The following is a 6257-nucleotide window of genomic DNA, read 5'->3' on the forward strand; positions in this document are numbered from 1 at the left end:
TTAAACCTGACCAACACGAAGCTTGGTATAACCGAGGTGTTGCTTTAGGTTATTTGGAAAAATATGAAGAAGCGATCGCATCCTATGACAAAGCTGTTGAAATTAAACCCGACTATGATACAGCTTGGAACAACCGGGGTAGTGCCCTATTTTATTTAAGAAGATATGAAGAAGCGATCGCATCCTATGACAAAGCTGTTGAAATTAAACCCGACTATGATACAGCTTGGATTAATCGGGGTATTGCAGCCGGAAATTCTTTGAGTGACGATCCCTTTTTGTCTTTAATGAGTAACATCGCCAGACAAAATTCCCACCTCAAACAACGTGGATATGGGGGAAAATTAGCAAGCTTTAAGGAAGGGTTAAAACATTGTTTCCAAAAAACACACCCAGAAGGCTGGGGTATATTGCATTGGGAGATAGGTAACGCACACTATTCCCAAGGAGTGGGTAAATCAAATTACCGTGGATATTGGCATCAAGCAGCAGCTGAGTATCACCAAGCCCTGATTACCCTGACAAAAGAAGCCTTTCCCGAATTACATCTAAAAGTATTGCAAAGCTTGGTTCGTGTTTCCCTTGGCTTAGATCAAAACGAAGAGGCGAAAAAATTCCGAAGAGAAGGGTTACAAGTTTTTGCACAGTTATTAAATTCCCCAGATAAATCTTCGTTTCAAAAACGCCAGTTAGAATCCCAATTTTCTGGTTTCTCACAAATGCGGGTTGATGTATTAATCGAAGATGATGATTTTATACCCGCCTTAGAAACTGCGGAAAGAAACAAAAATTTTTACCTCATCTGGATACTTGATAATCAGCAACAATATATCCTTAGCCCTAGCTACAATCAAATTCAAAACTTAATAAATCCCGATGCGGCAAAAAACACAGCGATTATCTACTGGCATCTTAGTCCTTTTGCCCTAACTACATTTATCATTAACCCCGATGTATCTCAACCCACTGTTATCCCCACACAAAAACCAGATAAATTAGAAGTTTGGATCAAAAAGTGGGATCAACAATATGCTAACTATCGCCAAAACAAACAAGAAGTTATAGATAAGGAAAAAGGAGACTGGCGGGAAAATTTATCCAAACTGCTAGATGAACTAGCCAATATTCTTGATATTCCCACAATTATTCAATCAATCCAAACTTCCACAAGCTCAGTTACCAATCCAAAATCTAACCCTTCCTGTATCCCCCCAAAGGAGGAAATCCAAAATCTCATCCTAGTTCCCCACCGGGACTTACACCGTTTTCCTCTCCATGCCCTATTCCCTGACAACTTTACCATTACTTATTTACCCAGTGCCCAAATTGGCTTATCCCTAGCAGAATTATCCAGCAAACAACAACATATAGATTCCTCCACCAAATTACTCAGCGTAGAACATCCCAATAGCACTGATTTAGAAGATAAACCACTTCCCCAACTCTTCAACGCGGAAATTGAATCTGCTACCATCACCCGGATGTTTACCCATCCCCAACGCCTTGCAGATAATGATGTTACTAAAGAAAATCTGGAATCTGCCCTCCAATCTGGGCATGACATATTTCATTTTACAGGTCATGGAACCTATAATTTTCACAATCCCAAAGAATCAGCCTTAGCTTTGAGTGGTGAGGATAGGCTAACTCTCACAGATATTCTGCAATTACCCCTGAATAAATACCAGATGGTGAGTCTTTCCGCCTGCGAAACTGCGGTGACAGGAAACCAAACCATCACTACAGAATATGTGGGTTTGGTGAGTGGGTTTCTATTCCAAGGCGTGAGTAATGTTGTTAGTACCCTGTGGACTGTAACTGATGATGCGAGTAGTTTGGTGATGATTTATTTTTACTGGCAATTAAGCAAAGGTAGAACGCCGCAAATCGCCTTAGCAAAAGCTACGAAATGGTTGCGTAATTTAACATATAGAAAGTTGGAAAAAATATATAAGTTGATTTTTGTGCAGTTACCCAAGGATGATAAACCATTACGTCCTTTTATGAGGAGAAAATTAGCTCAAATTCGTCAGATGGATGAAGATAAGAAGAGAAAGAAGCTATTTGCACATCCTTATTATTGGGCTGCTTTTATTATTACTGGTTGAATATAAGACCCTGACTATAGACCTAAGCGCAAGTAATAAGTAATAAGTTTGCTATTCATAGGTTTCAGCCTCCAAGAATGTCCGTACCCTAATCATGTAGTGCTATAAATGTTAAATATTATTGAATATAGTGCAATTTAATACACTGCAATATATGATGTGATGCGTTAGTCATTACATTCTGTTTTCTAATTGTGAAACCTAACAACATCATTACTCTTACAGCATTTTTAACTGCTCTGCAAAAGTTAGATAATCCCTTACCGACAAATCTACAAACACAGTTAAATGAAATTGGCAGACATCTTACAAATAATCCCGATTATATCAACAATTTAGATACCCTCGCTGAAAGTTATCCTCCATTAGATGAACTTTATCAAACAGAGCTTGCTATCTTAGATTCAGAAGTAGGTGAACGTAGCAAAGGATTAGAACCTGACCCTTTACCAACTAATCCTACCAATGAACTGACTAACGCAGCAATTAATACTTTTAATAGTCATAATTCTGTATCTACTGCTAAAGATAATGTAAATCCAAATATTCTGAAAAAAATCCGCAATTTTATCATTGGTAAACAAACAAATGGATGAAAAAATCATATATCCTAGTATTGATTTATTTGTTTACGACCTAAAAGATGGTTTGGGTGAAGATGATCATAAAATTGATGAAAATTGTCAAAATTTTTGCCGCAAGATATATGGTGATTTAAGTAGGTTGGCGTAAAAAATTATCGTTTGGATAAGGCAGGGGGCAGGGAGCAGGGAGCAGGGGGAACAAGGGTTTTAGGCTTATTTACTATTCTTCACATAGTTTGGTTTTATTGTGCCGACTTACTTAGATGAAAATAAATTCACCGAAAGATATACACAATTTTTCCAATATAAAAAAAAGAGTGCTGAGTTAATTGAATTATTAGAAACGAGAACGAGGAAATTTAGACCACCCTTTGATGGCTATTATTATCCTCTCCAGTTTAGCGATACCTATAGTTTATTAGTTAATTATTCTGGTAAATTTAATGCAGAAGGCGAGCCAGATGATGAAGGAAAATCTCTCAATAATCAACCTTTTCTCAATTTAAAACAGGAAGTCAATCAACGTATAGATCAACAAGTAGGTACTATTGGACAAACTTGGTTACTTTGGGGAAATTTGACAAGTCAAAAAACTGATACTGAAATCACAGAAATTGCTCAAAGATGCTATACACAATTTGTCATTGATTATGACTGGAAACGGGATTTGATTGGTCAAGGTCAGTTATTAGGAGGGACGATTTTTGAATTATGGTATTGTCCTCAAAGTTTGGATGTCAATGGTCAAGAATTTTGGGATAAATTTAGAGAAAAAAATCATCATCTATTAATCTGGTTATTTCCTGACAATGTCTCAGCAGATGCAATGAGAAACCAGGTGAAAAGTAGCTATCAAGACTTTATTCGGTTATGGCAATATCGTCACAAAATAGTCTGGTCTTACTATCAAAGTCGCTATCAAAAAAGTCTATTAAAACAGGAATATGTGGAAATTCAACCAGCAATTAAACAAGCTAGTGAATTACCAATATCACTGAAAAATAATAAATTAAAATTAAATCAACTACAAACAATTCTCAGCGACAATTTAATTAATCTTTCTGATTATACTATTGCCTTAAATTATCTAGAAAACCATCATCAAACCATTAAAATAAACTTAGATAATTATCAATCTCGTTTAACCGAAATGGAGATAAAATATCCAGATAGTAACTTAGAATTTCTCAAAAAATTCAGTGAAGGTGATATTTACGCCCAAAAATATCAGCGACAAATACAAGCAGATAGTATTACTTTCCAGCCAGGATTAACATTACTGCAAAATCTCAATAGCACTATTGAAGGTATTATTACCCTCGAACAAACCAAAAGCGATCGCCAGCTTAATAATACCATTGCGATCGCTGGTGTGGGACTTGCCACCAGTTCCCTAGGTTCCGCCGTTATCCTGGCACAACCCACTAATTACAAACAAGATATTGGCTTTCGAGTAGAAGTGTTTCTTTGGAGTTTGGGTATTGGTGCGATCGCAATTTTCCTGACTATGATAATTATCCGTATTTATCGCCACTTCAGGAGTTAGACAAGTAATAAGTAATAAGTAATAAATAATAAGTGATAAAAAAATAAACAGGATACAAGCCTCTCGATTTATCTATGAAGTAGCTGATAACTGATAACTGATAACTGATAACTGAAATGACAGATACACAATTTGATACAACTACATACGTGAAACAAATGGCATTACTGTTAGACTTGCAATTGCCAGATGAATATATTGATGGGGTAGTGGAAAACTTTGACAGAATTAGGGTAATTGCTCAAGTTGTCAACGAGTTTCCCTTAGCAGAAGAAGTGGAAGCCGCACCAGTTTTTGAGCCATGAACCCAGAATTAAACAATGCCGTATCCATTGCTACAGCAGTGCGCGATCGCAAAATTACCGCCCTGGAAGTTACTCAAACAACTTTACAACGAATTGCCAGCAAAGATCAGGAGTTAAACTGTTTAAGCACAGCGTTTCCGTCGGTTGTGGGCTAAAATCTAAATTCATCCCGTATTTATGCAACGCCCTAAATAAATATTTGTACATGGTAGCAATTCTTGACACTCTCACCGCTAACTGCTTCACAGTGTAGCGGGAGATTCTTGTTTCTCAGAAACACGCTTTTTGGCACAAGTACCAACGAGTCTTACTGCTTCTCCACAAGCTTGAATTTCTGTGTGTCCCACAGTATTTGTTGACAGTATTCTTATCCCTTCGGCCCTCAAGTTCCGTGATGCGTTTTCATCTCTGTCATGGGTTGTTTGGCAACTTGGACAAATCCACTCACGGATACTGAGATTTAGGGAATCATTCTTATATCCGCAGCATGAACAAAGCTTTGTGCTGGGAAAGAATCTGTCAACTTGAATGAATTTACCTCCCTCTCTGTCTAGTTTGTAGCTAATGAAATTAAGCAGCATACCAAAACTAGCATCATGTATGGATTTAGCTAATTTAGTACGCGCCAAACCTTTAAGACAAAGGTTTTCAGCTATCAGGACTTGGTTTTCGTCAACTAACTTTCGTGAGAGTTTATGGAGAAAATCTTGTCTAGTGTTTGATATTTTTTCGTGAATGCGTGCAACTACTTTAACTGCTTTACGTCTATTGTTAGACCCTTTAACTTTACCAGACAAAGCTTTTTGTCTAATTCGTAGTCGTTTAGCATATTTTCTAGTAGGTTTGATTGGGTCAACCTTGTAGCAGTTTTCACCATAAAACACAGTTATTAAACTGCTTAACCCTAAATCAATTCCTGATATCTTACCTTGCGCCTTTGTTGTTAAATCTTTAGTCTCAAATAAGATTGCAGCAAAATATTTCCCCGTACTTGTTTTAGAAACAGTCACAGATTTAATTTTGCCATCAACATTTTTTGAAAAACTAGCTTTAACAATGCCAAGCTTAGGCAGTTTTAAGCCACTATTTTTGATTGAGCAACTTTCAGGAAAACGGATTGACTGCTTAGAATGCTTACTCTTGAATTTAGGGAATCTAGCACGTTTTGCAAAGAAATTTTTAAAAGCCGATTCTAAATTCTTGAGAGATTGTTGTAAAACAGCAGCAGTTGGTTCTTGCAGCCATTCATAATCAGGCAGTTTCTTTAACTGAGTCAGGTCTTTAGCCATCTGGCAGTAAGTCATACCCTTACCCGTTTCTTCGTATTGAGTATTAGTTCTATTCAGGTAGAAATTCCAAATAAAGCGAGAACATCCAAAGCTTTTAGCTAAGGATATTTCTTGCCCTTTGTTTGGGTAAATTCTCACCTTTAGCACATCCAACATCAATACAGCAAGGGAGAAACGATTATGGTAATCTACTACTTACCGCTATCTATTGTCAATATATGTATAATAATGGTTTTAGGTCTGTTTATAAACTTAACGCTCATATCGTTTTAGTCGTAAAGTACCGCAGTCAAGCCATTAACGCCGAAATACTAAACAGGCTAAAAGAAATAATCACAGATACCCTAAAAAAATGGGACTGTGGATTATTAGAGTTCAATGGTGAAGCAGACCATGTACATTTATTAATTGACTACAAACCAGAT

8 protein-coding genes are annotated in these 6257 nt (G+C 36.8%); 7 read left to right on the forward strand and 1 reads right to left on the reverse strand.

What is annotated here, in order from left to right; genetic code table 11:
* The 6 genes from CALSC_RS15035 to CALSC_RS26525 form a co-directional block, all read left to right on the forward strand.
* Window positions 1–2108, forward strand: a 2108-nt coding sequence (locus CALSC_RS15035) for a CHAT domain-containing protein (protein ID WP_143288267.1), incomplete at its 5' end; no start/stop codon positions are given.
* A gap of 194 nt (window positions 2109–2302) precedes the next feature.
* Window positions 2303–2704 (forward strand): hypothetical protein, encoded by a 402-nt coding sequence (locus CALSC_RS15040; protein ID WP_088242139.1) that lies wholly within the window; start codon window positions 2303–2305, stop codon window positions 2702–2704.
* Window positions 2697–2840: a hypothetical protein gene (locus tag CALSC_RS26520; RefSeq protein ID WP_159460631.1), complete on the forward strand. Its 144-nt coding sequence runs from the start codon at window positions 2697–2699 to the stop codon at window positions 2838–2840. Before CALSC_RS15040 ends, CALSC_RS26520 begins: the two co-directional genes overlap by 8 nt.
* Window positions 2841–2939: 99 nt before the next feature.
* Window positions 2940–4238, forward strand: coding sequence for a hypothetical protein (locus CALSC_RS15045; protein ID WP_088242140.1), 1299 nt, complete (start codon window positions 2940–2942; stop codon window positions 4236–4238).
* A gap of 116 nt (window positions 4239–4354) precedes the next feature.
* Window positions 4355–4543, forward strand: coding sequence for a DUF4089 domain-containing protein (locus CALSC_RS15050; RefSeq protein WP_088242141.1), 189 nt, complete (start codon window positions 4355–4357; stop codon window positions 4541–4543).
* Window positions 4540–4698: a hypothetical protein gene (locus CALSC_RS26525; RefSeq protein ID WP_159460632.1), complete on the forward strand. Its 159-nt coding sequence runs from the start codon at window positions 4540–4542 to the stop codon at window positions 4696–4698. Before CALSC_RS15050 ends, CALSC_RS26525 begins: the two co-directional genes overlap by 4 nt.
* Window positions 4699–4785: 87 nt before the next feature.
* Here the strand turns inward: CALSC_RS26525 and CALSC_RS15055 are convergent, their stop codons facing one another.
* Window positions 4786–5988 carry an RNA-guided endonuclease InsQ/TnpB family protein gene (locus CALSC_RS15055; RefSeq protein WP_088242142.1) on the reverse strand — a complete coding sequence of 401 codons (1203 nt, stop codon included), beginning with the start codon at window positions 5986–5988 and terminating at the stop codon, window positions 4786–4788.
* On the opposite strand from CALSC_RS15055, the gene tnpA reads away from it, so the two are divergent.
* Window positions 5955–6257: IS200/IS605 family transposase (gene tnpA, locus CALSC_RS15060; protein WP_235006799.1), on the forward strand; the 303-nt coding region annotated here is incomplete at its 3' end. The genes CALSC_RS15055 and tnpA overlap by 34 nt on opposite strands.

The organism is Calothrix rhizosoleniae SC01 (assembly GCF_900185595.1).
GTDB lineage: Bacteria > Cyanobacteriota > Cyanobacteriia > Cyanobacteriales > Nostocaceae > Calothrix_A > Calothrix_A rhizosoleniae.

Coding starts and splice junctions, on each gene's coding strand:
- CALSC_RS15050 (WP_088242141.1), top strand. CDS start 4,355: ATGACAGATACACAATTTGATACAACTACATACGTGAAACAAATGGCA.
- CALSC_RS26520 (WP_159460631.1), top strand. CDS start 2,697: ATGGATGAAAAAATCATATATCCTAGTATTGATTTATTTGTTTACGAC.
- CALSC_RS15055 (WP_088242142.1), bottom strand. CDS start 5,988: ATGTTGGATGTGCTAAAGGTGAGAATTTACCCAAACAAAGGGCAAGAA.
- CALSC_RS26525 (WP_159460632.1), top strand. CDS start 4,540: ATGAACCCAGAATTAAACAATGCCGTATCCATTGCTACAGCAGTGCGC.